The organism is Pseudomonas sp. LTGT-11-2Z, assembly GCF_003691445.1.
Classification (GTDB): Bacteria; Pseudomonadota; Gammaproteobacteria; order Pseudomonadales; family Pseudomonadaceae; genus Aquipseudomonas; species Aquipseudomonas monteilii.
The window spans coordinates 1,319,629-1,345,131 of sequence record NZ_CP033104.1 but is presented as its reverse complement, the minus strand read 5'-3'; the positions used below and the strand labels follow the sequence as shown (position 1 = coordinate 1,345,131).

The 25,503-nt window shown below is 62.6% G+C and carries 22 protein-coding genes and 1 pseudogene; 13 read left to right on the top strand and 10 right to left on the bottom strand.

Features of this window, described 5'->3' with window-relative positions; genetic code table 11:
- The first annotated feature begins 38 nt into the window (after nucleotides 1-38).
- The 3 genes and pseudogenes from D8767_RS06135 (at nucleotide 39) to D8767_RS06125 (ending at nucleotide 3,300) form a co-directional block, all read left to right on the top strand.
- Nucleotides 39-1,745: a SulP family inorganic anion transporter gene (locus tag D8767_RS06135; RefSeq protein ID WP_016713667.1), complete on the top strand. Its 1,707-nt coding sequence runs from the start codon at nucleotides 39-41 to the stop codon at nucleotides 1,743-1,745.
- 276 nt (nucleotides 1,746-2,021) lie between these two features.
- Nucleotides 2,022-2,210 (top strand): annotated as a pseudogene (locus D8767_RS06130) (helix-turn-helix domain-containing protein); the annotation flags it as partial.
- Nucleotides 2,211-2,289: 79 nt separating this feature from the next.
- Nucleotides 2,290-3,300, top strand: a complete 1,011-nt coding sequence (locus D8767_RS06125; RefSeq protein ID WP_028698576.1) for a DUF4917 family protein — start codon at nucleotides 2,290-2,292, stop codon at nucleotides 3,298-3,300.
- Between the two features lie 46 nt (nucleotides 3,301-3,346).
- Here the strand turns inward: D8767_RS06125 and D8767_RS06120 are convergent, their stop codons facing one another.
- Both D8767_RS06120 and D8767_RS06115 read right to left on the bottom strand, forming a co-directional pair.
- The gene (locus tag D8767_RS06120; protein WP_016713664.1) at nucleotides 3,347-4,561 is read right to left on the bottom strand and encodes an SAM-dependent methyltransferase; all 1,215 of its coding nucleotides are present in this window, start codon (nucleotides 4,559-4,561) and stop codon (nucleotides 3,347-3,349) included.
- A gap of 56 nt (nucleotides 4,562-4,617) precedes the next feature.
- Nucleotides 4,618-5,235: a TPM domain-containing protein gene (locus D8767_RS06115; RefSeq protein WP_016713663.1), complete on the bottom strand. Its 618-nt coding sequence runs from the start codon at nucleotides 5,233-5,235 to the stop codon at nucleotides 4,618-4,620.
- Between the two features lie 187 nt (nucleotides 5,236-5,422).
- Here D8767_RS06115 and bglX point away from each other — a divergent pair, with 187 nt between their 5' ends.
- From bglX to D8767_RS06095, 4 genes are all read left to right on the top strand, one after another.
- Nucleotides 5,423-7,714 carry a beta-glucosidase BglX gene (bglX, locus tag D8767_RS06110; protein ID WP_016713662.1) on the top strand — a complete coding sequence of 764 codons (2,292 nt, stop codon included), beginning with the start codon at nucleotides 5,423-5,425 and terminating at the stop codon, nucleotides 7,712-7,714.
- A gap of 87 nt (nucleotides 7,715-7,801) precedes the next feature.
- Nucleotides 7,802-9,559, top strand: a complete 1,758-nt coding sequence (locus tag D8767_RS06105) for an ATP-binding protein (protein WP_016713661.1) — start codon at nucleotides 7,802-7,804, stop codon at nucleotides 9,557-9,559.
- Nucleotides 9,553-10,887 (top strand): sigma-54 dependent transcriptional regulator, encoded by a 1,335-nt coding sequence (locus tag D8767_RS06100; protein WP_016713660.1) that lies wholly within the window; start codon nucleotides 9,553-9,555, stop codon nucleotides 10,885-10,887. The genes D8767_RS06105 and D8767_RS06100 overlap by 7 nt, the downstream gene beginning before the upstream one ends.
- A gap of 257 nt (nucleotides 10,888-11,144) precedes the next feature.
- Complete coding sequence (locus tag D8767_RS06095) at nucleotides 11,145-12,464, top strand: MFS transporter (protein WP_016713659.1); 1,320 nt, start codon at nucleotides 11,145-11,147, stop codon at nucleotides 12,462-12,464.
- 164 nt (nucleotides 12,465-12,628) lie between these two features.
- On the opposite strand, the gene D8767_RS06090 is transcribed toward D8767_RS06095, so the two are convergent.
- Nucleotides 12,629-13,381 carry a membrane protein gene (locus tag D8767_RS06090; RefSeq protein WP_016713658.1) on the bottom strand — a complete coding sequence of 251 codons (753 nt, stop codon included), beginning with the start codon at nucleotides 13,379-13,381 and terminating at the stop codon, nucleotides 12,629-12,631.
- A 342-nt stretch (nucleotides 13,382-13,723) separates the two neighbouring features.
- Between D8767_RS06090 and D8767_RS06085 the strand changes: the two genes are divergently transcribed.
- On the top strand, nucleotides 13,724-14,050 hold the full coding sequence (locus D8767_RS06085) for a hypothetical protein (protein WP_019097252.1): 327 nt from the start codon (nucleotides 13,724-13,726) through the stop codon (nucleotides 14,048-14,050).
- 117 nt (nucleotides 14,051-14,167) lie between these two features.
- Nucleotides 14,168-14,773, top strand: coding sequence for a flavin reductase family protein (locus D8767_RS06080; protein WP_016713656.1), 606 nt, complete (start codon nucleotides 14,168-14,170; stop codon nucleotides 14,771-14,773).
- Here the strand turns inward: D8767_RS06080 and D8767_RS06075 are convergent, their stop codons facing one another.
- Complete coding sequence (locus tag D8767_RS06075) at nucleotides 14,774-15,040, bottom strand: hypothetical protein (RefSeq protein ID WP_016713655.1); 267 nt, start codon at nucleotides 15,038-15,040, stop codon at nucleotides 14,774-14,776.
- Between the two features lie 16 nt (nucleotides 15,041-15,056).
- On the bottom strand, nucleotides 15,057-15,350 hold the full coding sequence (locus D8767_RS06070) for a putative quinol monooxygenase (protein ID WP_016713654.1): 294 nt from the start codon (nucleotides 15,348-15,350) through the stop codon (nucleotides 15,057-15,059).
- A gap of 202 nt (nucleotides 15,351-15,552) precedes the next feature.
- Here D8767_RS06070 and D8767_RS06065 point away from each other — a divergent pair, with 202 nt between their 5' ends.
- Complete coding sequence (locus D8767_RS06065; protein ID WP_016713653.1) at nucleotides 15,553-16,473, top strand: AraC family transcriptional regulator; 921 nt, start codon at nucleotides 15,553-15,555, stop codon at nucleotides 16,471-16,473.
- 73 nt (nucleotides 16,474-16,546) lie between these two features.
- On the opposite strand, the gene D8767_RS06060 is transcribed toward D8767_RS06065, so the two are convergent.
- On the bottom strand, nucleotides 16,547-18,184 hold the full coding sequence (locus D8767_RS06060; protein ID WP_016713652.1) for a 5-guanidino-2-oxopentanoate decarboxylase: 1,638 nt from the start codon (nucleotides 18,182-18,184) through the stop codon (nucleotides 16,547-16,549).
- A 114-nt stretch (nucleotides 18,185-18,298) separates the two neighbouring features.
- On the opposite strand from D8767_RS06060, the gene D8767_RS06055 reads away from it, so the two are divergent.
- Nucleotides 18,299-19,174, top strand: a complete 876-nt coding sequence (locus D8767_RS06055; protein ID WP_016713651.1) for a LysR substrate-binding domain-containing protein — start codon at nucleotides 18,299-18,301, stop codon at nucleotides 19,172-19,174.
- Nucleotides 19,175-19,210: 36 nt separating this feature from the next.
- Here the strand turns inward: D8767_RS06055 and D8767_RS06050 are convergent, their stop codons facing one another.
- Together D8767_RS06050 and D8767_RS06045 are read right to left on the bottom strand one after the other, a co-directional pair.
- On the bottom strand, nucleotides 19,211-19,825 hold the full coding sequence (locus tag D8767_RS06050; protein ID WP_016713650.1) for an NAD(P)-dependent oxidoreductase: 615 nt from the start codon (nucleotides 19,823-19,825) through the stop codon (nucleotides 19,211-19,213).
- Nucleotides 19,826-19,852: 27 nt separating this feature from the next.
- The gene (locus D8767_RS06045; RefSeq protein ID WP_016713649.1) at nucleotides 19,853-20,728 is read right to left on the bottom strand and encodes an MBL fold metallo-hydrolase; all 876 of its coding nucleotides are present in this window, start codon (nucleotides 20,726-20,728) and stop codon (nucleotides 19,853-19,855) included.
- A gap of 102 nt (nucleotides 20,729-20,830) precedes the next feature.
- Here D8767_RS06045 and D8767_RS06040 point away from each other — a divergent pair, with 102 nt between their 5' ends.
- Nucleotides 20,831-21,736, top strand: coding sequence for a LysR family transcriptional regulator (locus D8767_RS06040; protein ID WP_016713648.1), 906 nt, complete (start codon nucleotides 20,831-20,833; stop codon nucleotides 21,734-21,736).
- A gap of 257 nt (nucleotides 21,737-21,993) precedes the next feature.
- Here D8767_RS06040 and D8767_RS06035 read toward each other — a convergent pair whose 3' ends face one another.
- Entirely contained in the window at nucleotides 21,994-22,863 is an 870-nt protein-coding gene (locus D8767_RS06035; protein WP_016713647.1) for an oxaloacetate decarboxylase, read from the bottom strand.
- A 361-nt stretch (nucleotides 22,864-23,224) separates the two neighbouring features.
- Between D8767_RS06035 and D8767_RS06030 the strand changes: the two genes are divergently transcribed.
- Nucleotides 23,225-24,676 (top strand): MDR family MFS transporter, encoded by a 1,452-nt coding sequence (locus D8767_RS06030; protein ID WP_016713646.1) that lies wholly within the window; start codon nucleotides 23,225-23,227, stop codon nucleotides 24,674-24,676.
- An 83-nt stretch (nucleotides 24,677-24,759) separates the two neighbouring features.
- Here D8767_RS06030 and ttgR read toward each other — a convergent pair whose 3' ends face one another.
- The gene (gene ttgR, locus D8767_RS06025; RefSeq protein WP_016713645.1) at nucleotides 24,760-25,392 is read right to left on the bottom strand and encodes an efflux transport transcriptional regulator TtgR; all 633 of its coding nucleotides are present in this window, start codon (nucleotides 25,390-25,392) and stop codon (nucleotides 24,760-24,762) included.
- Nucleotides 25,393-25,503 lie beyond the last annotated feature (111 nt).

Genomic DNA, 25,503 nt, shown 5'->3' with positions numbered 1-25,503 from the left:
CGTAGATGGTTACGTGAAGCATTTCGAAAGGACGACGCATGTTTCTCTCCCGCTGGCTACCGGGCCTTGCCAACCTGCTGCACTACCGCCGCGAATGGTTCCATGCCGATTTGCAGGCAGGCCTCTCGGTCGCGGCGATTCAGATACCCATCGCCATCGCTTACGCACAAATTGTCGGTTTGCCGCCACAGTACGGCCTGTACGCCTGCGTGCTGCCAATGATGGTCTATGCCCTGATCGGCAGCTCGCGCCAGCTGATGGTTGGCCCTGACGCCGCTACCTGCGCGATGATCGCCGGTGCCGTGGCGCCGCTGGCCATGGGCGACCCGCAGCGCATTGCCGAACTGTCGGTGATCGTCACCGTGCTGGTGGGGGTAATGCTGATCGCTGCCGGCCTGGCACGGGCCGGGTTCATCGCCAGCTTCTTCTCGCGGCCGATCCTCATCGGCTACCTCAACGGCATCGGCCTGAGCCTGATCGCCGGGCAGCTGTCCAAGGTGGTGGGGTTCAAGATCGAAGGCGACGGTTTTATCCTCAGCCTGATCAACTTTTTCCAGCGCCTGGGTGAGATCCACTGGATCACGTTGTTCATCGGCCTGGCCGCTCTGGGCCTGCTGATCTGGCTACCACGGCGTTTCCCACGCCTGCCCGCCGCACTGACCGTGGTGGCACTGTTCATGTTGCTGGTCGGCCTGTTTGGCCTCGACCGCTTCGGCGTCGCCATCCTCGGCCCGGTGCCGGCCGGCATCCCGCAGCTGGCCTGGCCGCACAGCAACCTGGCGGAAATGAAGAGCCTGCTGCGCGACGCCCTGGGTATCGCCACCGTCAGCTTCTGCAGCGCCATGCTCACCGCACGCAGCTTTGCCGCCCGCCACGGCTACGCGATCAACGCCAACCACGAATTCGTCGCCTTGGGCGTGAGCAACCTGGCGGCCGGGGTATCCCAGGGCTTTGCCATCAGCGGCGCCGACTCGCGCACCGCCGTCAATGACATGGTGGGTGGCAAGAGCCAGCTGGTGGGCATCGTCGCCGCGCTGGTCATTGCCCTGATCCTGTTGTTCTTCACCGCGCCGATGGCGTGGATCCCGCAGGCTGCATTGGGCGCCGTGCTACTGATGGCCGGCTGGGGGCTGATCGACATCAAGTCGCTGGGGCTCATCCGCCGCCTGAGCCGCTTCGAGTTCTGGCTCTGCCTGCTGACCACGGCGGGCGTGCTGGGCCTGGGCGTGCTGCCCGGCATCGTGTTTGCTGTGACTCTGGCGATCCTGCGCCTGCTCTACAGCATCTACCAACCCACCGACGCCGTGCTTGGCTGGCTGCCGGGCACCGAAGGCCAGGTCGACATCCGCAAATTCAAGGACGCCCGCACCGTGCCGGGCCTGGTGGTGTACCGCTTCGACGACGCGATCCTGTTCTTCAACGCCGACTACTTCAAGATGCGCCTGCTCGAAGCGGTGCAGAGCCAGGACCAGCCCAAGGCCGTGCTGTTCGATGCCGAAGCCGTCACCAGCATCGACGTCAGCGGTATCGCCGCCCTGCGTGAAGTGCGCGACACCCTGGCCGCGCAAGGCATCTTCTTTGCCATCGCCCGCGCCCGGGGCACCTTCCTGCGCATGCTGGTGCGCTCGGGGATGGCACGGGAAATGGAAGACAAACTGCTGTTCGGCTCGGTGCGGGCGGGGATTCGGGCGTATCGGGTGTGGCGTAACCGCAAGCGCAGCACGCTCATTACCGGAGAGGGCTGAACAGAACGCTTTCGCAACCCATTCGGCCCCTACAGAGAAAAGGACTACCCGCCCCCCGGAAAAGGATGATCGCCCAGTGAGGAGCGGATTCACCAGCCTCGCTGACCCGATCCTGAATACGGCCGGGCAATCCTTCTCCGTGGCGCTGGACAACCAGCAGCTACGCCAATGGCGTACAACCTGTTATGCTTTTTACCGAAACAGCCTTGTTCACCAAGCGAGTCAAGGAACTCCTTGATGACGATGCCTATCGCTTGCTCCAAGTCCGGCTCATGACTCCTGGTGCGTAACATCCGCAAGGCAACGGGGCTCACGCAAGCACGCTTTGCCGAGATCATCGATGTTCAGGTAGCAACATTGAGGAATTGGGAACAAGGGCGACGAGAACCTACCGGGCCTGCCAAGGCATTACTACGCGCAATACGTAATGATCCTGATCATGTATCAAAGGCCCTTGCGCACTGACAAGGGCCTGCAGGCGTCGCACACCCTGCACGACATGCTAAAGTCCCCCCGCTCCCCGCTCCACCCAACGGACTCCAGCATGCCTGCACTTGACGCCACCCTCACCCCTTGGCCAGAACTCGCCGCCCGCCACCCCTGCGAAGCCCTGCTGCTGGGCAACGGCGCCAGCCGCGCAGTGTGGAAGCCTTTCGGCTATTTCTCGCTGTTCGAGGAGGCACAACGCGCAGGCCGCAAGAAAGGCCTGGCGGTCAGTGACCAGGCCCTGTTCAAGTCGTTGGGTACGGAACTGTTCGAGCCGGTGCTCAGCGCCCTCAACACCACCGTGCGCGCCAACGCGGCGCTGGCCATCAACTCCACCGCACCGCTGAACCGCTATTACTCGATCAAGGAAGCGTTGATTCACGCCGTGCGCACGGTACACCTGCCGTGGCCGCTGATGCCGCCAGCCACCCTCGCGACCCTCAACCAGGCCCTGTGTGGCTACCGCAGCGTCTACACCAGCAACTACGACCTGCTGCTACCGTGGGCTGTACAGAGCGCCCCACACGGCTTCGCCGACCTGTTCGACGAACAAGGCTTCTTCGACGTGCGTCGCACCCGCAGCGAAGGCACGCGGGTGATGCACCTGCACGGCGGCCTCCACCTGCTGAAGCTACCCGACGGCACCACCCGCCAACGCAGTGCCGACAGCGCCGAACTGCTTGATGGCTTTGCCGTGAACATCCCAGGTGAAGTGCCACTGTTCGTCAATGAAGACCGCAGCGAGGAAAAACTGCGCGCCATCCGCCATTCGGATTACCTCAGTTGGTGCCTGGGGCAGCTGGCCCAGGAAAGCCAAGGGTTATGCCTGTTCGGTCAGCACCTGGACAGCAGTGACCAGCACCTGCTCGAAGCCATCCGCCAGGCCCGACCGAAGCAGCTCTCGATTGCTATCCGGCCGGTGAGCGAAGCTTCGGTGATCAACCAGAAGCAGCATTTTGTTGATCGGTTTGGAGATTTGTCGGGGACGCAGGTGCATTTCTATGACGCCAGTACGCATCCGCTGGGGCTACCAGATTTGGCGATCGATCGACCAGCGGCTAGACGCTAGCACGCCCGCTGCACGAGCACGCCAGCAGGCTTGCCAGTGGTTGCTTTCAAAGCAAGCCATCCGCCCGCAGCAATGTTTCCAGGCAATGCTCCTGCACCCCATAAAACGCCTTGAGCTGGGCAATCTTCTCCAGCAACTCGCCGTTAGCCACCGGCTGCCGCCGCTTCACCGCAAGAATCATCTTGTTCTTGTTGGTGTGCTCCAGCGAGATGAACTCGAACACCTTGGTTTCGTAACCGCAGGCTTCCAGGTACAACGCGCGCAGGCTGTCGGTGAGCATTTCGGCCTGCTGGCCCAGGTGCAAGCCGTATTGCAGCATGGGTTGCAGCAACCCCGGGCTGTGCAGTTGCGGGCGGATCTGCTTGTGGCAGCACGGCGAGCACATGATGATCGCGGCGTTGCAGCGGATACCGGTGTGAATGGCGTAGTCGGTGGCGATATCGCACGCATGCAGGGCGATCATCACTTCGATGGCCTCGGGAACCACGCTACGTACATCCCCGCACTGGAATTCCAGGCCCGGGTGCTCCAGGCGCGAAGCGGCGGCGTTGCACAAGTCGACCATGTCCTGGCGCAGCTCTACACCGGTGACCTGCGCCTCACGGCCCAGGCTGTTGCTCAGGTAGTCATGCATGGCAAAGGTCAGGTAGCCCTTGCCCGAGCCGAAGTCGGCCACCCGCAGTGCCTGTTTCGCAGGTACCGGCGCACTGGCCAAGGCATGGTCGAAGACCTCGATGAACTTGTTGATCTGCTTCCACTTGCGCGACATGGACGGGATCAATGCACCTTGTGCGTCGGTCACGCCAAGGTCACGCAGGAACGGCCTGGACAAATCCAGGTAGCGCTTCTTCTCGCGGTCATGGCCACTGCTCGCCGCGGCCTCGCGTGGAGCCTGCGCGCCGTGGCGTTGCAACATCGGCTTGCCCTTCTTGCTGAAGGTCAGTTGCACTTCGCCATCTGCGTCGAACAGGTGGGCATTGCGGAAGCTGTCCGGCAGCAGCTCGGCTACCAGCGCCTGCGCCTGTTCCAGCGACAAGTTGCGGGTGATGTCGCGGGTCTGGTGGCGGTAGACCAGCGACAGGCATGGCTGGCCCTTGACCTGCAGCGGCTTGGCGATGATCCGTTGCAAGGTCTGGTCGGCACCGACATGGCGCGCCAGCACCAGTTTGACCAAGGTGTTGCCGTGCAAGGCTGCATTCAGAAGGCCGAGAAACCGGGCGCGTGCATCTGACGCAGAGAGGGCGGAAGAACTGGCGGACATGGAGAAACGGTGCCTCGAATAGCGGGAAACGCATTCTACACCCTGCAGGTTCCAAGTCAGTCCAGGATCACCAACCGGTTGGGCAACTCGTTGCGCGCATGGGTAGGCGGCACATGCTCGCTAAGCAGCTCGCCGCACGCATCGATGCACTCGACAAACCCCTGCAAGGTCCGCCCCTGACGCACCTGCTCGGCAAAGCGGGCGACAATGGCCGCCCGCGCGTTGGTATCCAGATAATGCTCGATACCGCAGTCTACCAGGATCTCCACATGCCGTTCCGCCTCGCTGACGAAGATCAGCACGCCCGTGGCGCCTGCCGTGCGCTGCAAGTTCTGCTCGCGAAACTGCTGCCGAGCTAGCCGTGAGGCGCGCCAGCGACGCAAAGCACGAGGAATCAGCCAGCCGGCCAGAAGCGGGTTGCGCAGCAGCAGGCACAAACCGACGAATAGCAACACGTTGGCCACCAGCAAGCCACGCACGCTGGGCCAACCCAGCAGCCAATGCAACAGCCCCGGCACAGCCAGTGCCAGCACGGCGGCCCACAACAGCGGCCAATAGGCGTAATCGTCAGCACGGCGGGCCAGTACCGTCACCAGTTCGGCATCGGTTCGCTTTTCAGCACGGGCAATGGCTTCGGCAATCTGCCGTTGATGGTATTCGTCGAAGGGGGTCATGCCGTCGGTCTCTTGAGCGTTCTTATAGTTGTTGTCCCGGCATTCGGGGCTTCGTCCCCAGGCGACATATTCAGGCATAATCCGCCGCTGGAAAATGAGCGTGTCAATCGTACAACAATAGCCGCCTGAAAACTTCGGCCGCGCACGTATCACCGCTGGATACGGCAGAGGCCCCACAACGGAATTGATGATGAAATTGTCTTTGCTGGGCCTGGCCATGGGCCTTGCCAGTCAGGCGGCCCTCGCCGCCCCCTCCGCCCCGCCCCTGCAGGACAAGCAGGCGTTCATCGACCATCTGATCAGCCAGATGACCGAAGCCGAGAAAATCGGCCAGTTGCGCCTGATCAGCATCGGCCCGGAAATGCCTCGCGACAAGATTCGTGAGGAAATCGCCGCCGGCCGTATCGGTGGCACGTTCAACTCACGCACCGCGCCCGAAAACCGCCCGATGCAGGACGCGGCCATGCGCAGCCGCCTGAAGATCCCGATGTTCTTCGCCTACGACACCGTCCACGGCGAGCGCACCATCTTCCCGATCGGCCTGGGCATGGCTGCCACCTGGGACATGGACGCCGTGGCCAAGGTTGGCCGCACCGCCGCCATCGAAGCCTCGGCCGACGCCCTGGACATGACCTTCGCACCCATGGTCGATATTGCCCGCGACCCACGTTGGGGCCGCACCAGTGAAGGCTTTGGTGAAGACACCTACCTGACCTCGAAGATTGGCCAGGTGATGGTGCGCTCGTTCCAGGGCAGCAGCCCGGCCAACCCCGACAGCATCATGGCCATCGTCAAGCACTTCGCCCTGTACGGCGCCGTAGAAGGCGGGCGCGACTACAACACGGTCGATATGAGCCTGCCGAAGATGTACAACGACTACCTGCCGCCCTACCGCGCCGCCCTCGACGCCGGTGCCGGCGGGGTGATGGTGGCACTGAACTCGATCAACGGCGTGCCGGCCACCTCCAACACCTGGCTGATGAACGACCTGCTGCGCAAGGAGTGGGGCTTCAAGGGTGTGACCATCAGCGACCATGGCGCCATCCAGGAGCTGATCCGCCACGGTGTCGCCCGGGACGGTCGCGAAGCCGCCAAGCTGGCGATCAAGGCCGGCATCGACATGAGCATGAACGACACCCTGTACGGCGAAGAGCTGCCAGGCCTGCTGAAGTCCGGTGAAGTGACCCAGGGCGAGCTGGACCAGGCGGTGCGCGAAGTACTCGGAGCCAAGTACGACATGGGCCTGTTCAAGGACCCTTACGTGCGCATCGGCAAGGCCGAAACCGATCTGAAAGACTACTACGGCAACGACCGCCTGCACCGCGAAGCCGCGCGCGATGTGGCCCGCCGCAGCCTGGTACTGCTGGAAAACCACAACCAGACCCTGCCGCTGAAAAAAACCGGCACCATCGCCCTGGTCGGCCCGCTGGCCGATGCACCGATCGACATGATGGGCAGCTGGGCCGCCGACGGCAAACCCGTGCACTCGGTGACAGTGCGTGAAGGCTTGCGCCGCGCCGTAGAAGGCAAAGCCAAGCTGGTCTACGCCAAAGGCTCCAACGTCACCGGCGACAAGGCGATATTCGATTACCTGAACTTCCTCAACTTCGACGCACCGGAAATCGTCGACGACCCACGCCCGCCTGCGGTGCTGATCGACGAAGCCGTGAAGGCTGCCAAGCAGTCCGACGTGGTCGTAGCGGTTGTCGGCGAGTCGCGTGGCATGTCCCACGAGTCGTCCAGCCGCACCACCCTGGAAATTCCAGCCAGCCAGCGTGAGCTGATCAAGGCCCTGAAGGCGACCGGCAAGCCGCTGGTACTGGTGTTGATGAACGGCCGGCCGCTGTCGATCGGCTGGGAACGCGAGCAGGCCGACGCCATCCTCGAAACCTGGTTCGCCGGTACCGAGGGCGGCAATGCCATCGCCGACGTGCTGTTTGGCGACTACAACCCATCCGGCAAGCTGGCAATCACCTTCCCGCGTTCGGTCGGGCAGATCCCGATGTACTACAACCACACGCGCATTGGCCGGCCGTTCACGCCGGGTAAGCCGGGTAACTACACCTCGCAGTACTTCGAAGAGCCTAACGGCCCGCTGTACCCGTTCGGCTATGGCCTGAGCTACAGCAGCTTCGAGCTGTCCGGCCTGAAGCTGTCGCACAAGGACCTCAAGCGCGGTGACAACCTGGAGGCCAAGGTGACGGTGAAGAATACCGGCAAGGTGGCCGGCGAGACCGTGGTGCAGCTGTACCTGCAAGATGTGTCGGCTTCGATGAGCCGCCCGGTCAAGGAACTGAAAAACTTCCAGAAGCTGATGCTCAAGCCGGGTGAGTCGCGGACCTTGACCTTCCGCATCAACGAGGATGACCTGAGGTTCTACAATGGCCAGCTGCAGCGGGTTGCCGAGCCAGGTGAGTTCAATGTCCAGGTAGGGCTGGACTCCCAGGCGGTGCAACAGCAGAGCTTTGAACTGCTGTAACTGAAACCGGCCGCCTGTACCGGCCCTTTCGCAGGTAGACCTGCGAAAGGGCCGGCCCCGATCCCCAAATATTCCGGATCCGCCCCAATGCCCTTTTCCTTTCGCGCCCTGCGTCTGGGGCTGATCACCTTGCTCATCCTGCTGGGCACCGCCCTCAGTGCCGGCTGGGCCATGCACCAGGCCAAGCGCCAGGCCATGGAAGACGACGCCCGGCGTGCCAGTCAGCAACTGGGGCTGTACGCCAATGCCCTGCACACCCTGATCGACCGCTACCGCGCCCTGCCCGCTGTACTGGCGTTGGACCCGGAACTGATCGCGGCCCTGCGCGGCCCGGTCAATGAACAAGTGCAGGACGCCCTGAACCGCAAGCTGGAACGCATCAATGGCGCGGCCAATTCCTCCACCCTTGAGCTGCTCGACCGCACCGGCCTGGCCATTGCCGCCAGCAACTGGCGGCTGCCCAGTAGCTACGTCGGCTCCAACTACGGTTTCCGCCCCTATTTCAAGCAAACCCGCAGCCAAGGCAGTGGCCGCTTCTACGCCGTGGGCGTAACCAGTGGCGTACCGGGCTACTTCCTCGCCAGCGCGGTAAATGACGAGCATGGCCGCTTTCTCGGTGCCATGGTGGTCAAGCTGGAGTTCCCCGAGCTGGAACGCGAGTGGCGCCAGGGCAGCGATATCCTGCTGGTCAGCGACGCACGTGGCATCACCTTCATCGCCAACCAGGATGGCTGGCGCTACCGCGAGCTCCAGCCGCTGAGTGGTGCCGACCGTGCCGAGCTGGCTGAAACACGCCAGTACGACAAACAGCCGCTGGTGCCCCTGCAGCACCAGGTGCTGACCCGTTTTGCCGAGTACAGCACCCTTAGCCGCGTGCAAGGCCCGCAGGGCAGTGCCGAGTACCTGTGGGAAAGCCTGCCGCTGGAAGGTGACCACTGGACCTTGCACCTGTTGCGTAAGCCACAGGTGGCCGCTGATGGCCGCAATGCCGCCCTGGGCGCCGCAGCCGTGTGGCTGAGCCTGGTGTTCGCCGCCCTGTTCGTCAGCCAGCGCCTGCGCCTGGCCCGGCTGCGCCAGCGCAGCCGGCAAGAGCTCAAACGCCAGGTCGAAGAACGCACCCGTGAGTTGCGCACCGCCCAGGAGGGCCTGGTGCAGTCGGCCAAACTGGCCGCCCTCGGGCAAATGTCGGCCGCCATGGCCCACGAAATCAACCAGCCGCTGACCACCCAGCGTATGCAACTGGAAACCCTGCGGCTGCTGCTGGACCACGGCCGTTACGACGAAGCGCGCCAGGCTCTGGAACCGCTGGAGCAAATGCTCACACGCATGGCGGCACTGACCAGCCACCTGAAAACCTTTGCCCGCAACAGCCCGGTCGGCCTGCGCGAGCGCCTCGATCTGGCCACCGTGGTCGACCAAGCCTTGCACCTGCTGGAAACCCGCATCCGTAGTGAAGAGGTCGAGGTGGCCTTGTACCTGGCACGCCCAGCCTGGGTGCGCGGCGATGCCATTCGCCTGGAGCAAGTGCTGATCAACCTGCTGCGCAATGCCCTCGACGCAATGGCCGACAAGCGCTACAAACGCCTGGAGGTGCGCATCGAGCCAGATGGCGAGCTGTGGCGCCTGAGCGTGCTGGATTCAGGTGGCGGCATCGCCGAGGCCGATCTGGCCAAGGTGTTCGACCCGTTCTTCACCACCAAACCGGTGGGTGAAGGGCTGGGCCTGGGCCTGGCCATTTCCTACGGCATCGTCCACGAGGCCGGTGGCCAACTGCGGGCCGAAAACGTACCCGGTGGCGCACGCCTGAGCCTGACCCTGCCCCGTGACCTGGAGCCTGTATGTTGAATTCAGTGATCGTCGTCGATGATGAAGCCAGCATCCGTACTGCCGTCGAGCAATGGCTGAGCCTGTCCGGCTTCACTGTGCAGTTGTTCGCTCGCGCTGAAGAATGCCTGGCACACCTGCCACGGCACTTCCCGGGGGTGATCATCAGCGATGTGCGCATGCCAGGCATGGACGGCCTGCAATTGCTCAAGCGCCTGCAGGCGGACGACCCCGACCTGCCCGTGATCCTGCTGACCGGCCACGGTGATGTGCCCATGGCAGTAGAAGCCATGCGCAACGGGGCCTATGACTTCCTGGAAAAACCCTTCACCCCGCAGCACCTGCTGGGTAGCCTGCGCAGGGCACTGGAAAAGCGCCAGCTGGTCCTTGAAAACCGTCGGCTGCACGAACAGGCTGACCTCAAGTCACGCCTGGAAGGCACACTGCTGGGGATGTCCCAGGGCCTGCAGCAACTGCGCCGGCAGGTGCTGGACCTGGCCGGCCTGCCAGTCAACGTGCTGATTCGTGGTGAAACCGGCAGCGGCAAAGAGCGGGTCGCCCGCTGCCTGCACGATTTTGGCCCGCGCGCCGGCAAACCATTCGTTGCCCTCAACTGCGCGGCCATCCCCGAAGCGCTGTTCGAAGCCGAACTGTTCGGCCATGAAAGCGGTGCCTTCACCGGCGCCCAAGGCAAGCGCATCGGCAAACTGGAGTACGCCAACGGTGGCACTGTGTTCCTCGACGAAATCGAGAGCATGCCACTGGCGCAACAGGCCAAGCTGCTAAGGGTGATCCAGGAGCAGAAACTGGAGCGTTTGGGGGCTAACCAGAGCATCAGCATCGACTTGCGAATCATTGCCGCGACCAAGCCCGACCTGCTCGACGAGGCCCGTGCCGGGCGTTTTCGCGAAGACCTGGCCTACCGCCTGAACGTGGCCGAATTGCGCCTGGCGCCGTTGCGTGAGCGGCGTGAGGACATTCCGCTGCTGTTCGAACACTTTGCCCGTGCAGCAGGCGAAAAGCTTGGGCGCTGCGCACCGCCGCTGTCGGGGGCACAGCTGGCACAACTGCTGTCGCATGACTGGCCAGGTAATGTTCGCGAGCTGGCCAATGCGGCGGAGCGGCACGCGTTGGGGCTAGGTTCGCCGAACATCGAGGTAGCGCCTGCCGGGCAATCGCTGGGCGAGCAGATGGAGGCGTTCGAGGCGCAATGCCTGCGCGCAGCGTTGCGACAGCATGGGGGCGAGATCAAGGCGGTGATGGAGACCTTGCAGCTGCCGCGGCGCACGCTTAATGAAAAGATGCAGCGGCACGGGTTGGTGCGCGAGGATTTTGTTGAGCGAGAATGAGCGGATTTCCGCTTATGAACGACTGGAGATAGGCGGGTTTCCGCTTATTTTTGTGAGATTTTGGGGCTGCTTTGCAGCCCGTCGCGACACGTGGCCGCTCCTACAAGGGCCGTTCAAAGCCTTCTATTTCGGGGCTCAAGAAACTCGCAACGCCTTCAAATGAATCACCCTGCCCCCATTTGGCACACCTTCTGCTATTGCCTTGGCAAGCTGCGCCACGGCGCGCTCCACACAAAAACAACGAGAAGGTATCTCTGATGGATAACGCCACCTCCCTGCCCGCCGGGGCGGCCACTGCGCCCGCCGCGGAAAAAACCACCGCCAGCCGCCTGAAGTCGATCTTCAGCGGGTCCATCGGCAACATGGTCGAATGGTACGACTGGTACGTCTACGCCGCATTCTCGCTGTACTTCGCCAAGGCCTTCTTCCCGGCCGGCGACTCCACCGCACAACTGCTCAACACCGCCGCGATCTTCGCCGTGGGCTTCCTGATGCGCCCGATCGGTGGCTGGTTGATGGGCCTGTACGCCGACCGCAAGGGCCGCAAAGCTGCATTGATGGCCTCGGTACTGCTGATGTGCGCAGGCTCGCTGGTCATCGCCCTGACCCCGGGCTACGAAACCATCGGTGTCGCCGCACCGATCCTGCTGGTGATCGCGCGCCTGATGCAGGGCCTGTCGGTGGGTGGTGAATACGGCACCTCGGCCACCTACCTCAGCGAAATGGCCAGCAAGGACCGCCGTGGTTTCTTCTCCAGCTTCCAGTACGTGACCCTGATCTCCGGGCAACTCATTGCCCTGGCGGTACTGATCATCCTGCAGCAGACCCTGACCACCGAGCAGCTGTACGCCTGGGGCTGGCGCGTGCCGTTCGTGATCGGTGCGCTGTGCGCCGTGGTGGCCCTGTACCTGCGTCGCGGCATGGAAGAAACCGCCTCCTTCACCAAGAAGGAAAAGGCCAAGGAAAGCCTGATGCGCACCCTGATGCGCCACCCCAAAGAGCTGATGACCGTGGTCGGCCTGACAATGGGCGGCACCTTGGCCTTCTACACCTACACCACCTACATGCAGAAGTACCTGGTCAACACCGTGGGTATGAGCATCAGCGACTCGACCACCATCTCGGCCGCCACGCTGTTCCTGTTCATGTGCCTGCAGCCGTTGATTGGTGGGCTGTCCGACAAGATCGGCCGTCGCCCGATCCTGATCGCCTTCGGTGTGCTCGGCACCCTGTTCACCGTCCCTATCCTCAGCACCTTGCACACCATCCAGACCTGGTGGGGCGCGTTCTTCCTGATCATGGCCGCGCTGATCATCGTCAGCGGCTACACCTCGATCAACGCAGTGGTCAAGGCAGAGCTGTTCCCGACGGAAATCCGCGCTCTGGGCGTGGGCCTGCCGTACGCCCTGACCGTGTCCATCTTCGGCGGCACCGCCGAATACGTGGCCCTGTGGTTCAAGAGCGCAGGTATGGAAAGCGGCTTCTACTGGTACGTCACTGCCTGTATCGCCTGTTCGCTGCTGGTATACGCAACCATGAAAGACACCAAACAGCACTCGCGGATTACTACTGAGTGAGTTTGAACCTGCCGCAATGAAGAAGGGCGCACCGTTTCGGGCGCCCTTTTTTCATGCATTGTGAATGCATGATGTGATTCGATGAGCCAATGATTGATCCTATTCGGCTCATCATGTGAGCCGAATAGCTCAATTAATCGGCTCACCAGCGCCTGAAACCTGGCTCAGGACATCTCCAACGCCTGACGCGGCTCACGGCGCTGGTACCAGCTGGCCATCAGCACCAGCACCAGCAACACCCCGCCCAGCACAGCCGAAGAGCCGACCGTGCCAAAGTCCAGGCCCCCCTTTTCATGGGGTTTGGTCAGGACATCGCCCAGCGTGGCGCCAAACGGACGGGTAAGCACGAACGCCACCCAGAACAGCACAACGCCTGGGATACGCGTCCAGTAGCGGGCTACCACTACCAAGGCAATGGCACTGCCGATCAGCAACGCGCCGCCAGCAAAGCCGAGCCCCGAATCATCGGCCAGGTAATCGCCCAGGGCGGTGCCAAGCGTGTTGGAAAACAGGATCGCTACCCAGTAGAACAGCTCGCCCGTGCGGTTATTGATACGGGTGACATCAAGTGGGTTGCCGCTCAGGCGCCACACCAGGAAGGTCAGCAGCAGGATGCCGATGAGCAAGGCCGACCCCGTGGCATAACCCAGGCCCAGAGTGCGGTCCATGAAGTCGGACATGGTGGTGCCGGCGGTACTGGTGGAGAGGATCACCAGCCAATACAGCATTGGGTGGTAACGGCGCGAGTAGAGTTGGCCGAGCAACGTCAGCAGGAACACGCTGATCAGCAGCAGCGAGCTGACGGCATAGCCAACGTTCAGCGTCATCGACAGCAAGTCGCCCGCCGTTTCGCCAAGGGTGGTAGCGCAGATCTTCATGACCCAGAAGGCCAAGGTGATTTGCGGGAGTTTGTTCATTGTTGTACCGCTCCAGTTTGAGGTGCGGCGATGGTGCTGATCGTTGCCTAAAAAATCGGTTGGTGATGCATGAAAAAAGCGTTGATAGATCTTTGAAACAAGATATTTCGTTCTTAACGTCTCATTAATCCCCACCCTTCAAGCTGAAATAGCTGAAAGAACGACAACGCGCGGGCATGCGGCTCCTGGGTGATGCCACAGCCTGATTCACGAAAAGCGCTCCTACACACATCGAATAATTAGATTTTTAATCGCTATTTTTTGCGCTTTTTAATCAAATTAATCGGCGTAGGATTAAACCCATAGAAACAAACAACCCCTGAAGCCCTTGGAGCAACGACCATGAAAAACAAACTGATCCTTACCCTGGCCCTCTCGGTTTTCGCAGCTGGCGCTTACGCCGAAGATGGCTTCGACCGTACCAACGCCCACACATTTGCAGCGGTACAGAGCCAGTCCGCTACCTACGCTGAAGATGGTTTCGACCGCACCGGTGGCCAACGCTTCGCCGAAGACGGCTTCGACCGCACCGGTGGCCAACGCTTCGCCGAAGACGGCTTCGACCGCACTGGCGGCCAACGCTTCGCCGAAGACGGTTTCGACCGCACTGGCGGCCAACGCTTCGCCGAAGACGGCTTCGACCGCACCAACGCCCACCGCATCAGCTGATCCCTGATGCGTGCACCCAGCCCGGCTTTCGCCGGGCTTGATCATTTGCAGACGGGCACAGGCTTGGCACACTAGGCACCTCGCAACCCAGGAGGTGGGCCAGCAAGCCCAGCACAGATGTATTACTACGAACCCGCCAAAGGCCACGGCCTGCCCCACGACCCGTTCAACGCTATCGTCGGCCCCCGCCCCATCGGTTGGATCTCCTCGCAAGACCGTGAAGGCCGCCTGAACCTGGCGCCCTACAGCTTTTTCAACGCGTTCAACTACATCCCGCCGATCATCGGTTTCTGCAGCGTCGGGCGCAAAGACAGCCTGAACAACATCGAACAGACCGGCGAATTTGTCTGGAACCTGGCCACCCGCCCGCTGGCTGAGCAGATGAACCAGAGCTGCGCACCGGTTGCGGCCGAAGTAAACGAATTTGAATTGAGCGGCCTCACTGCCACGCCGTCGAGCATCGTCAACGTACCGCGCGTGGGGGAAACACCCGTGGCCTTCGAGTGCAAGGTCAGCCAGATCGTGCAGCTCAAGCGGGCAGACCAGGCGCTGGTGCCCAGCTGGCTGATCCTGGGTGAAGTGGTGGCGGTGCACATTGCCGAGCACCTGCTGAAAAACGGCATCTACGACACCGCTGCCGCCGAACCGATCCTGCGTGGCGGTGGCCCGGCGGACTACTTCGAGCTGGGCAACCTGTTCAAGATGGCCCGCCCGCCGGCCTGATCACCAGATCAGCTCGCCCTCTTCGCTTACGCCTTGCAGGCGTTGCAGCTCGGCCGTAGCCGCTTCGTCGGCGGCCACGGCCCCCTTGAACACCTGCCCGTCCAGTACCTTGTGAAAACGCGGCGCGCCGCCCATGCCCAAGGCCTTGACCGCGATAGCCGCGTTGTAGCCGCCCCCCTCGACCGGGACCATTGCCGAAACCGCTTCGAAATGCGGGAATTCCCTACGTGCCATGTTGCTATCCACTTGATTGAACAAGGCAGTCATTTTACCCCATCACTGATCAATCGAAGGTATGCAGGTCCAAGCTGCTGACCACCTGTGCCTGTACCAGCTCGCCAAACACCTCCAACGTTGGCGAAGCAAAGTAGCCACTCATCGCCTGCTGGTCCTGCCAGCTACCGCTGAGTAACCAAAGGTCGGCATCCGCCTGGGAGCGCTGCACCGTGAAACTCAGACAACCCGGCGCCCGCAGCGAGGGTTCGAGCAGGTCACGCAGTCGCGCACCCAACTCGGCTGAGCGCCCGCTGCTGGCACGGATGAAAGCAAGGTGGGTGACCGGTTGTTTTGAGGTCATTGCACAATCTCCTTGAAGCAGGCGGACGGAAAAGCCAGGCTGCCAAGGTTAGGGGCTACCTCGCGCGACGCGTTAGGCCATTACTGCATGCCGATTGCCTAATCCTGCAGCGCGACAGGATCAGGCAATCGACGTGCAGCTTTCGACTAGCGCCCGTCCTTGCCCAAACCTATGCTGCGTCGGTCAGCAGAGGAAATCCACCATGACCACACCGACACCCATCGACCCGCCCCTGGAATTGCAGCGCAAGGAGCTTGCGGAACTGATCCGCCGTCATGCCGGCGATCCTCACGGCCCGGCCTCGGCCATCGATGGCTTGTTCCTGGTGCGCTACACCGAGAACGTGCGCTCGGTGCCGACTCTCGCTCAACCCGCGCTGTGCATCCTGGCCCAGGGCAGCAAAAGCCTGTTCCTCGGTGACGAACAATATGCCTACGACCCGCTGCACTACATGGTGGTTTCGGTAACCTTGCCACTGAGCGGCGTAAAGCTCGACGCCAGCCCCGAACACCCCAGCCTTGGGTTGCGCATAGACCTGGACCCGGCAGAGATCAGCCAGCTGATTGCCGAGAGCGGGCCGATGCTGGTGCCTAACCGGCCTTCCGGCCGCGGTTTGTATGTGGACAGAACCGATGCGCCATTGCTTGATGCCCTGCTGAGGCTGATCCGACTGCTGGACACGCCGCGCGATATCGCGATGTTGGCGCCGTTGTTCCGCCGTGAAATTCTCTACCGTTTGTTGCGCGGGCCACAGGGTTATCGGCTGTACGAAATTGCCTTGGCCAACAGCCAGACGCACCGGGTTTGCCAGGCCATTACCTGGCTCAACAACAACTATCAACAGCCGCTGCGTATCGAGGACCTGGCCCGGGAGGTCAACCTCAGCACCTCGACCCTGCACCACCGCTTCAAGGCCGTGACGTCGATGAGCCCGTTGCAGTACCAGAAGCAGCTGCGCCTGCAGGAGGCGCGCAGGTTGATGCTCAATGACGGGCTGGAGGCGGCGGTGGCGGCTTATCGGGTGGGGTATGAAAGCCCATCGCAGTTCAGCCGGGAGTACAGCAGGCTGTATGGAGCGCCGCCGATTCGGGATGTCGCCAGATTGAGAGCCACTGCTGTCTAGGACTTGTTGGTGGCTGTACCGGCCTCTTCGCGGGCTCGCCCGCGAAAGGGCCGGTACAGGCAACAGCTTCACTTCAACCCAAAACTGTCCCTTGCCACTGATTCTGGTCAACCTGAATCAAGGTAGGCCCCTTGCGTTCCACCGCCTGCCCCAGCGCCGCCTGCAACTGCGCCACATTCGTCACATTCTCCGCCGCAGCCCCCAACGCCCGTGCCACGCCGATGAAGTCCGGCGTATGAATATCCACGCCAACCGGCTCGATCGCCCGGTTGACCATGTACTTCTTGATTTCCTCATACCCCTGGTTATTCCACAGCAGCACGATCAGCGGCACCTGCGCCTCCACCGCGCTGGCCAGCTCCGGCAGGGTGAATTGCATACCACCATCGCCAATCAGGCACACGGCAGGCGCACGCTGGCCGATTTGCTCCGCACTCCCGAGCCAGGCGCCCATGGCCGCAGGTAGCGCATAACCCAGGGTGCCGTAGCCGGTCGAGGCATTGAACCAGCGACGTGGCTGATCCATGTCCAGGGTCAGGTTGCCGGTGTACACCGGCTGGGTCGAGTCGCCCACCAGAATGGCATTGGGCAGGCGCTCAAGAATGGCGCTCAGCAAACGCGTCTGGCTCAATGTCGGCTGGTCCCAACCTGCCGCCAGAGCCTTGCGCAGGTTGGCCACCCGGGCCACACCCCAGGTGCTTTCACGCACGGGTTGCGGCTGAGTCTGCAAAGCACCGAGCAGCGCTTCGGCGGCCAATTTGGCATCAGCCACCAGCGCCAGCTCCGGCAGGTAATTGCGCACGGTCTGGTCCGGGTCGATATCGATGCGCAGCAGGCTTCCCGGGATCTCGAAGCCACCCTTGAAGGTCACGTCATAATCGGTTTCGGCCAATTCGGTGCCGATCGCCAGCACCACGTCGGCCTCGGCGACGAGCGCCCGCGTGGCAGGCAACGACTGGGTCGAACCGATTTGCAGCGGGTGGCTGGCCGGCAGCAAACCCTTGGCATTGATGGTCAACGCCACCGGAGCCTGAAGGTGTTCGGCCAGGCGTGCCAAGGCAGCACCGGCTGCCAACGCGCCACCGCCGGCCAGAATCAACGGCCGCTTTGCACCGGCCAGGCGCTCGGCCATCTGTGTTACGGCTTGCGGGGCAGCCCCCGCACGGCTACCGCGCACGGGCCGGCCCGGCAGCAGGAAATCGGCCGGTTCGACCAGCACGTCGAGCGGGATTTCGATATGCACCGGGCGTGGTCGGGCGCTGTCGAACACGGCAAATGCCCGGGCCAACACCTGCGGCAGGTCTGCTGCACTCATCAAGGTGTGGGAAAACGCAGCCACGCCCGACACCAGCGCCGCCTGGTTGGGCAGCTCGTGCAGCTTGCCACGGCCACCGCCCAACTGATCACGGGACTGCACGCTGGAAATCACCAGCATCGGGATCGAATCGGCGTAGGCCTGGCCCATCGCCGTGGTGATGTTGGTCATGCCTGGGCCGGTGATGATGAAGCACACTCCGGGTTTACCACGGGTGCGCGCATAGCCGTCAGCCATGAACCCGGCACCCTGCTCGTGGCGCGGAGTGATGTGTCGAATGGACGAACCCGCCAGGCCGCGATAGAGCTCCACGGTATGCACACCGGGAATGCCGAAGACATGGTCCACGCCATAGCCTTCAAGGAGTTTGACCAGTACTTCGCCGCACGTTGCCATCAGGGTTCACCATGAATCTGCTTGGGTTATGTGCTTATTGGACCCAACCCACGACTACCACCACAATGCAAAAAAACACATACTAGCCATGTCTTCTAATCATGGCTTATCGCAATGAAACGCCTACCGCCCTTACCCGCCCTGTACACCTTTCTGGTGACCGCCCAGCACTGCAACTTCACCCGTGCCGGGCAACAGTTGCACATCACGCAAGGCGCCGTCAGTCGCCAGATCGCGGCCCTTGAGGAGCACCTGGGGTATGCACTGTTCCAGCGCCAGGCCCGTGGGCTGAGCCTGACCCGTGAAGGCCAGGACTGGCTGCCACGGGTGCAGCAGGTGTTCGCACTGATCGAACAAGGCGTGAATGAGGTGGGCGGACGCAGCACGACCTTGCAGCTCAAGGCACCCACCTGCGTGATGCGTTGGTTATTGCCACGCCTGATGGAGTGGCAAGCACTGCGCCCGGATGTGCCGGTGGAGCTGACGACTACGGTGCAGCACGGGGTGGACTTTCGCCGGGAGGGCTTCGATGCGGCAGTGGTCTATGGCGACACGCCGAACCACGGGTTACAGGTGCGCAAGTTGTTCGATGAACAGCTGACGCCGGTGTGTGCGCCGTCGCTATGCGACGGGCCAATACCCTTGCGGCAGGTGGATGACCTGTCGCGGCACATGTTGCTGCACCCCTCGCGGGACGAGCATGACTGGCGGTTGTGGTTGCAGGCGGCCGGGGTGACGTTGGCCGCTCATGGGCCCAAGCAGCACTTCGAGACGCTGGACATGGCAATGGCCATGGCCTCGCAGGGGACCGGAGTGGCGATTGGCGACTGGTCGCTGATTGGTGATGACCTGCGCGGGGGGCGGCTATGCATGCCATTTGCGCTGAAGGTGATGACCGGTAAGGCGTACTACCTGGTGAGCCAGGCCAGGAGCTTGCCGCCGGGGTTGGTGGAATTGCTGGACTGGCTGGAGAGCCAGGCCAGCCTATGAAGGCCTCTTCGCGGGCGTGCCCGCGAAGGGGGCGACTCAATACCCGACGGTAAAACGCTGCCGCGTATGCGCCGGCTTTTCCAGCTCATCGATCAAGGCAATCGCAAAGTCGGCGAAGGTGATCCAGCTTTTGCCGTCTGCACCAATCAGCAGATAATCCTTGCCCAGCGTGTACCGCCCACTGCGCTCACCTTCAACGAACTCCGCCGATGGCGACAGGAAGGTCCAGTCCAGGTTCGGCTCCCGCTGCAACGCCTCCAAAAAGCGCACGCCTGCAGTCGCCTCGGCCTTGTAGGCTTCCGGGAAGTCCGGGCTGTCGATCACCCGGTGCCCCGACGGCAACAGCAGGCTGCCCGCACCGCCTACCACCAGCAAGCGCCTGACCCCGGCCCGCTTGACCGGCTCGATGATCGCGTGCGGCTCGATGGTCGAGAAATGCGCGGCGCTCAGCACGGCATCCACGCCCGCGACCGCGGCCTGCAGGGCCGCGCTGTCCTTGGCATCCAACGCCTTGACGGTCACGCCTTCCCGGCCCTCCAGTTTCGAAGGGTCACGGGCGATGGCCAATACACTGTGGCCACGGCGCAGGGCCTCTTCCAGCAACTGGCTGCCAGCACGACCAGTGGCACCAATGATTGCGATCTTGCTCATGGGATACTCTCCATCAATTGAACGGAATTACCACTTCATCTCGCCCTTGGCGACCTTGGCTCCCAGCTCCAGGGAGCTTTCATCGGCCAGGCCCGGGTAACGCTGCTTCATCGCCTCGATCAAGGCACCCGCGTCTTTTGCCTTGGCCGTTTCGGCATCGAAGTCACGAATGTAGTTCGCCGTGAAACGCACAGCCTCCAGCGAGCGGCTGCTGTCCCTCAGGTAATGACCCGGGATGACCGTACGCGGCGCCAGCGCTTCGATGTGCGCCAGGGTGCCGAGCCAGTCGGCATGCGACTGGGCCGTCTGGGTATCGGCCATCCACACATGAATGTGCTCGGACACCACCACGCCGCCGACCACCGCCTTGATCGACGGGATCCACACAAAGCTGCGGTCTGGTTGCGGACCGTCAAGGCCAACCACCTCAAGGGCCTGCCCTTCCAGCGTCAATCGGTTGCCTTCCAGTACCTGTGGCAACACCAGCCGTGCCGGTTTGTCCGCCCCCATCTGCGGGCCCCAGTACGCCAGCTTGGCGTCCATGGTCTGACGGATATGCGCGACAGTGGCGGCCGAGGCCAGCACCTTGGCGTCGGGGAAAGCGTTTGTCAGGGTGTCCAGGCCGAAGTAGTAATCCGGGTCACCGTGGCTGATATAGATGGTAGTCAGGTGCTTGCCGCCAGCTCGCAGGCGCTGCACCAGTTGCTGGGCCTGGGCCTTACCGAACTGGGCATCGACCAGCACGGCATCGTGCTCGCCACTGACAATCACCGAACTGACCGGGAAGATGGCCTCATGCCCAGGGTTGTAGACTTCCAGCTTCAAGGGTTCGGCGGCCAGCGCCGGGCCGGCCAGGGTAACGCAGGCCAGCAGCAGGCCCCGCAAGGGAGTGAACAGGGACATTGGCAACGCCTTCCAGATAACGTTGGCCAACAGCTTAGTTGCCCGATCCATGACAAAAAATGCGATGCTCGAACATAGTTTGTTTCTGAAACCGGGCAAATCATGGACCGTCTCAACGCCATGCGCGTTTTCGTCACCGTCGTCGACCTGGGCAGCCAGTCGGCAGCGGCGGATCATTTGCAGCTATCGCGGCCGGTGGTGTCGCGCTACCTGGCAGCGCTGGAAGACTGGGTGGGCGCGCGCCTGATGCAGCGCACCACACGCAAGCTCAGCCTCACCGCCGCCGGCCAGGAAACCCTGCCACGCTGTCGGCAGTTGCTGGAGTTGGCCGGTGACCTGCAGGCTGCCGTGCAACAGCCAGATGACGCGCCCAAGGGCGCATTGCGCATCAGCGTCAGTACGTCCTTTGGCCAGGCGCAACTGGTGGATGCAGTGGCTGCCTATGTGCGGCGCTACCCAGGCGTGAAGGTGGAACTGCAGATGCTCGACCGTACCGTCAACCTGGTGGATGAGCGTATCGACCTGGCCATCCGCACCAGCAACGACCTGGACCCCAACCTGATCGCCCGGCGCCTGAGCATATGCCGCTCGGTGGTGTGTGCGTCCCCCGCCTACCTGCTTGAGCATGGCACGCCGAAGCGGGTCGAAGAACTGAGCCGGCACAACTGCCTGACCCATGCCTATTTCGGCCATAGCCTGTGGCATTTCGAGGTGGGCGGCCAACAGATCGCCGTGCCGATAACAGGGAACATCAGTGCCAACGAAGCCATGACATTGCAAAAGGCCGCGATGGCTGGCGCGGGTATCGCCATGCTGCCAACCTACCAGGCCGCCGATGCCCTGCGCCGGGGCGAACTGGTGCGCCTGCTGCCCGAGGCAAAGCCCCGCGAACTGAACCTGAATGCGGTGTACACGTCACGCAAGCACATGCCGCCCACCTTGCGCAGCATGCTGGATTTTCTGGTGCAGCGGTTCAAGGACGAACCCGAGTGGGACCGGGATCTCTGATGTAACGTGAGAAATGACCTACGATTAAAGGTATCACCTGTCGCTGTAACAGGAGGTGAGTACCATGGGCATCAAATCAAGAAGAGTCGCCCTTGTCATGGCCCTGACTGCTGTCGCAGGGCTGTACGGCTCAGCCTGTTGGCGCGCCGAGCTGCTACGCAGCCAGCCCAGTGCCGCCAACAGCTGCGAGCAGGCACATTGCGTGCCTCACACCGCAACCTTGAGCGCCGTCCGTTGAGTTGACGGCGCGCCGCCGGTCACTCTTCCACGCTCATGTATTCCTTGGCCCAGCGGATGTAGTCCTCGGGCTGGGTGTAGGTGTGCGAGAGTTCGGTCGCGCTGAGGTTTTCCGACTTGTTCTGCTGGCCACGTTGCAGGCGCAGGCAGTCGTAGGTGGCCTTGATGGCAGCAAAGTAGGCCGCGTGACCATCGACCACTATACGCACGCCCAGGCGCGCCAGGCGCTCGTCATCGCGCAGGTTCGGGTTGCCATAGGTGACCAGCATCAGCGGTACGGTCAGGTGCTCGGCAATTTGCTCAAGCTGCTCGAAGTCTTTTACCCCCACCATGCAGATACCATCGGCACCGGCTTTCTGGTAGCTCTGGGTGCGCACGATGATTTCTTCGGTGGTGAGCACGCCTGCGTTGGTGCGGGCAATGATCGACAACGACGAATCGACCCGCGCCTCCAGCGCCGCACGAATCTTGCCAACGCCCTCCTCGACCGGAATAAGGTCGGTGGACTTGCGCCCGAACTGGGCGGGCAGCAGGGTGTCCTCGATGGTCAGCGCAGCCACGCCGGCGCGCTCCAGCTCGATCACCGTGCGCATCACGTTCAATGCGTTGCCATAGCCATGGTCGGCGTCAGCCAGGAACGGCAGCTGCGCTACCCGGCCAATACGGGTGGCTTGTTCGACGAACTCGCTGAGGGTAATGAGGGCAAAGTCCGGCGCGGCCAATACCTGCAACGAAGCAACGGAGCCACCGAGGATACCGACCTCGAAGCCGAGGTCTGCGGCAATGCGCGCAGACATCGGGTCGAACACCGATGCAGTGTGGTAACAAGAACCTGAAGCGAGCAGCTCGCGGAAGGCAAAACGCAGATCTTGATGGGAAGCCTTGGGCATGATCACTCCGCAATTTAAGTTGAAATTTGAACGGTAACTACCGACCCCTGTAATCGGGTCTACCTGACCTGTTCCAACCGTCGCCATCTGGGCGGTCATGCTCGACATGCAGGCAGAGGAATAAAAGGTGTGGGAGACAGCACACTGAAAAACCTGCGGCAGAATGTTGCACCAAGCTGGTGCAGGCCGCGAATTTCAGCCTCTGTGGCATACCAACGATATCACGCAGCCATGCCGCACTGGATGAATGCGCCAATGCCGATTCGGCATAGGGGATGCAGATAGTACATAGGAAGCTACCTAACTCAGGTTACAATCCGACTTGCCCAAAGAGGCCGTAACAGACAGACAAGGTATTCCCGTGACCGCCGCCCTGCCCCCCACCACCCTGCGCAACGTGCTCACCGCTCTCATGCTGGCCATTTTTCTCGGCGCACTGGACCAGACCATCGTCGCCGTCTCGCTGCCGGCAATCTCGGCCCAGTTCAACGATGTCGGCCTGCTGGCCTGGGTCATCTCCGGCTACATGGTGGCGATGACCGTGGCCGTGCCGATCTACGGCAAACTGGGCGATCTGTACGGGCGGCGGCGGATGATCCTGACCGGTATCAGCCTGTTCACCCTGGCCTCCATCGCGTGCGCCATGGCCCAGGACATGCAACAGCTGGTGCTGGCCCGTGTACTGCAAGGCATTGGCGCGGGCGGCATGGTCTCGGTCAGCCAGGCGATCATCGGCGATTTCGTGCCACCGCGTGAGCGCGGCCGCTACCAAGGTTACTTCAGCAGCATGTACGCCGTGGCCAGCGTCGCCGGGCCAGTGCTGGGCGGCTGGCTGACCGAGTACTTGTCGTGGCGCTGGGTATTCTGGATCAACCTGCCGCTGGGGCTGGTTGCCTTGTGGGCGATCCGCCGTGCCCTCGGTGGCATGCCGGCGCAACGCCGCGAGGCCCAGGTGGATTACCTCGGCGCCGTGCTGCTGATCCTCGGCCTGGGCAGCTTGTTGCTAGGCATCACCTTGGTCGGTCAGGGCCACGCCTGGATTGATCCTGCCGTACTGGCCCTGTTCGCCTGCGCTGTACTGGGCCTTGCGTTGTTCATCGCACATGAGCGGCGCTGCCCGGAGCCGCTATTGCCCTTGGGCCTGTTCAGCAATCGGGTGGCGGTGCTGTGCTGGGGGGTGATCTTTTTCGCCAGCTTCCAGTCGATTTCCCTGACGATGCTCATGCCGTTGCGCTACCAGGGCATCACGGGTGCTGGCGCCGACAGCGCCGCGCTGCACCTGTTGCCACTGGCCATGGGCCTGCCCCTTGGCGCCTTCACCGGCGGTCGCATGACCAGCCGCACGGGGCGCTACAAGCCGCAGATCCTGGCAGGTGCATTGTTGATGCCCGTGGCCATTTTCGCCATGGCGCTGACGCCGCCACAATCGGCTTTGCTCAGCGCGCTGTTCATGCTGCTGACCGGCATCGCCTGCGGGCTGCAGTTCCCGACATCGCTGGTGGGCACGCAAAGCGCGGTGGAAAGCAAAGACATTGGTGTGGCCACCAGTACCACCAACCTTTTCCGTTCGCTGGGCGGGGCCATGGGCGTGGCCTGCATGTCCAGCCTGTTGCTGGCGCTGCTGCATCAGGGCGGATTTGAAATGCTGGGTAACCCGTTGCTGGGGAGCCTGAAGGCCGGTGAAGTGGACTTGGTGACACAGGCGCGCCTGACTGAAACATTCCGTCATTTACTGATGGGGAGTGCCCTGATTGCGGTGCTCGGGCTGGCAGCAGCAGTGGCATTGCCCGACCGGCAACTGCGGGGGCGCTGAAGCGCGGGGCCACCCGCCGGCCCCGCCTTTAATCACCGCTTAATACAGAGGGGAAACACTCCCTCACAATCCTTAACAAAGTGTCATTTGCGCAGTGCCGGGCTCAAGCGCAGCATATCCAACCCGGTGTCGACCCATTTTTCGACATCACCCAACAGATCGACACTGTCAGGCAGCAACAGCCAGCGCCCGATCAGGCCATCGACAAAGGCAAACATGGCCACCGCCGCGCGCTCGACATCCAGCTCGCCAGGCAACTGGCCCCGGCGCACGGCATTGGCCAGCGCCAGGGTGATGCCCTTGTGGCAATCCAGCACCGCGCCCTGGCGCTGCTGGCGAATTTCACACATGTCATCGGTGAACTCGCACTTGTGATGCAGGATTTCATTGATACGCCGGGTTCGGGCATCGAGCACCAGCTCGTTGAACACCTGCAACAACAGCTTGCGCATGCAGCCAAGCGGGTCGACTTCGTCCTCGCTTTCGCTGGCCCGCGCCAAATGGTCATGGGTCTCGTGCAGGCTGTCGAGCAGCGCCTGCACCAGTTCGGCCTTGTTGTTGAAGTGCCAGTAGATCGCCCCGCGCGTCACACCCGCCAGTTCGGCGATGTCGGCCAGGGTGGTTCGCGCAACCCCGCGCTTGTAGAAGGCCTTTTCCGCCGCCTCGATGATCTGGGCGCGGGTTTCCTGGGCTTCCTCTTTGGTTCGACGGACCATGGCAGTACAACCTCATCTGGCCCGAACGCGCAGCGCGTACGGGGAACGCTCCGGGGGCACCTCTGCAGGGGCCTCGCGGATGAGCTAATCAAGGGCTGTGGCGGTACCTCA

Coding starts and splice junctions, on each gene's coding strand:
- D8767_RS06135 (WP_016713667.1), top strand. CDS start 39: ATGTTTCTCTCCCGCTGGCTACCGGGCCTTGCCAACCTGCTGCACTAC.
- D8767_RS06125 (WP_028698576.1), top strand. CDS start 2,290: ATGCCTGCACTTGACGCCACCCTCACCCCTTGGCCAGAACTCGCCGCC.
- D8767_RS06120 (WP_016713664.1), bottom strand. CDS start 4,561: ATGTCCGCCAGTTCTTCCGCCCTCTCTGCGTCAGATGCACGCGCCCGG.
- D8767_RS06115 (WP_016713663.1), bottom strand. CDS start 5,235: ATGACCCCCTTCGACGAATACCATCAACGGCAGATTGCCGAAGCCATT.
- bglX (WP_016713662.1), top strand. CDS start 5,423: ATGATGAAATTGTCTTTGCTGGGCCTGGCCATGGGCCTTGCCAGTCAG.
- D8767_RS06105 (WP_016713661.1), top strand. CDS start 7,802: ATGCCCTTTTCCTTTCGCGCCCTGCGTCTGGGGCTGATCACCTTGCTC.
- D8767_RS06100 (WP_016713660.1), top strand. CDS start 9,553: ATGTTGAATTCAGTGATCGTCGTCGATGATGAAGCCAGCATCCGTACT.
- D8767_RS06095 (WP_016713659.1), top strand. CDS start 11,145: ATGGATAACGCCACCTCCCTGCCCGCCGGGGCGGCCACTGCGCCCGCC.
- D8767_RS06090 (WP_016713658.1), bottom strand. CDS start 13,381: ATGAACAAACTCCCGCAAATCACCTTGGCCTTCTGGGTCATGAAGATC.
- D8767_RS06085 (WP_019097252.1), top strand. CDS start 13,724: ATGAAAAACAAACTGATCCTTACCCTGGCCCTCTCGGTTTTCGCAGCT.
- D8767_RS06080 (WP_016713656.1), top strand. CDS start 14,168: ATGTATTACTACGAACCCGCCAAAGGCCACGGCCTGCCCCACGACCCG.
- D8767_RS06075 (WP_016713655.1), bottom strand. CDS start 15,040: ATGACTGCCTTGTTCAATCAAGTGGATAGCAACATGGCACGTAGGGAA.
- D8767_RS06070 (WP_016713654.1), bottom strand. CDS start 15,350: ATGACCTCAAAACAACCGGTCACCCACCTTGCTTTCATCCGTGCCAGC.
- D8767_RS06065 (WP_016713653.1), top strand. CDS start 15,553: ATGACCACACCGACACCCATCGACCCGCCCCTGGAATTGCAGCGCAAG.
- D8767_RS06060 (WP_016713652.1), bottom strand. CDS start 18,184: ATGGCAACGTGCGGCGAAGTACTGGTCAAACTCCTTGAAGGCTATGGC.
- D8767_RS06055 (WP_016713651.1), top strand. CDS start 18,299: ATGAAACGCCTACCGCCCTTACCCGCCCTGTACACCTTTCTGGTGACC.
- D8767_RS06050 (WP_016713650.1), bottom strand. CDS start 19,825: ATGAGCAAGATCGCAATCATTGGTGCCACTGGTCGTGCTGGCAGCCAG.
- D8767_RS06045 (WP_016713649.1), bottom strand. CDS start 20,728: ATGTCCCTGTTCACTCCCTTGCGGGGCCTGCTGCTGGCCTGCGTTACC.
- D8767_RS06040 (WP_016713648.1), top strand. CDS start 20,831: ATGGACCGTCTCAACGCCATGCGCGTTTTCGTCACCGTCGTCGACCTG.
- D8767_RS06035 (WP_016713647.1), bottom strand. CDS start 22,863: ATGCCCAAGGCTTCCCATCAAGATCTGCGTTTTGCCTTCCGCGAGCTG.
- ttgR (WP_016713645.1), bottom strand. CDS start 25,392: ATGGTCCGTCGAACCAAAGAGGAAGCCCAGGAAACCCGCGCCCAGATC.